The 942-nt window shown below is 57.4% G+C and carries 1 protein-coding gene; it reads right to left on the bottom strand.

Features of this window, described 5'->3' with window-relative positions; translation table 11 throughout:
• Window positions 1–33 precede the first annotated feature (33 nt).
• Window positions 34–864, bottom strand: a complete 831-nt coding sequence (locus D3D02_RS18050; protein WP_121571317.1) for an IS5 family transposase — start codon at window positions 862–864, stop codon at window positions 34–36.
• Window positions 865–942: the final 78 nt, after the last annotated feature.

Below are 942 nucleotides of genomic sequence, written 5' to 3'. Positions count from 1 at the left end.
GGGCTGTGTTGAATCGCCATACTGCAGTGGAATTCACTGTTTCACAGCCCGCTTGATGTTATAGACGACACACATCAGAGCGATTTCTCGGAACTCACGGAACCAAGAACGCGCTCGCACGGCGAAGCCGAGCGAGCGCTTCACAGCCGAGTTCACGGTCTCGGTCATTGAGCGCTGATTGTAGCGCTGTTCGTCGATTCTGGCGTTGTGCGCGTGATCATAGGGTGCGAAGATGCGATGTTTGATGAGCGGGCGAATCCCGAGGTCACGAAGGGATCCGCGGAGCGATTTCTTGTCGTATCCCTTGTCGGCTGCAAGAGACCGCAGATCGCCCGCATTTCGGCGGGCGATCTGCTCAGCGAGGTCAGCGTCACTTCCTTCACGGGTCGTTGAGCAGTGTACGTCAAGGACAGCCTGAGACGCTGTATCGACGAGTTTCGTGACCTTGAGCTTCTGGACGCGGTAGCTTGTTCGCTGGCAGTAGTGACGGCTTGCCGCCGAGCGTTCGTAGAAGGTAGCGTCAATCGCACCGTGTGCCGAGGGGTCGTGCAACTGCGCCGACTGGCGCAGCAGCACTCGGCAGACACTCATACTGATCCGGTCGAACGCTTTACACAACGTGGATGGAGAGGGGAGATCGGCCGCGCTGAGGCCGATCTCCCCGGTTATTTGTGGCATCTCCTTCAGCAGGTCAATCGTCATCCGGTAGGACGTGTCGAGGTAAATCCGCAGACAGTGGAGGGAAACGAGGGCATAGTCGGCGAATCTGCCGCCACCTTTCGGGGCGGCAGATTCGTCTCCATCACCGGTAACAACTTGGGCAATCGGTACAATCTCACCAGTGAAGCGGGAGATTTGCGTCATAGACAACCAAGTCATCCCGCTTCAACTCCTTTGATTTAGCGACCCACCCCGACGCTGTCTAGTGATTCAACACAGCCC

Origin of the sequence: Halobellus sp. Atlit-38R (assembly GCF_003665925.1) — an archaeon.
GTDB classification, from domain to species: domain Archaea; phylum Halobacteriota; class Halobacteria; order Halobacteriales; family Haloferacaceae; genus Haloquadratum; species Haloquadratum inordinatus.
The sequence above is the reverse complement of the archived record's forward strand: the minus strand, read 5'-3'. Positions and strand labels throughout refer to the sequence as shown.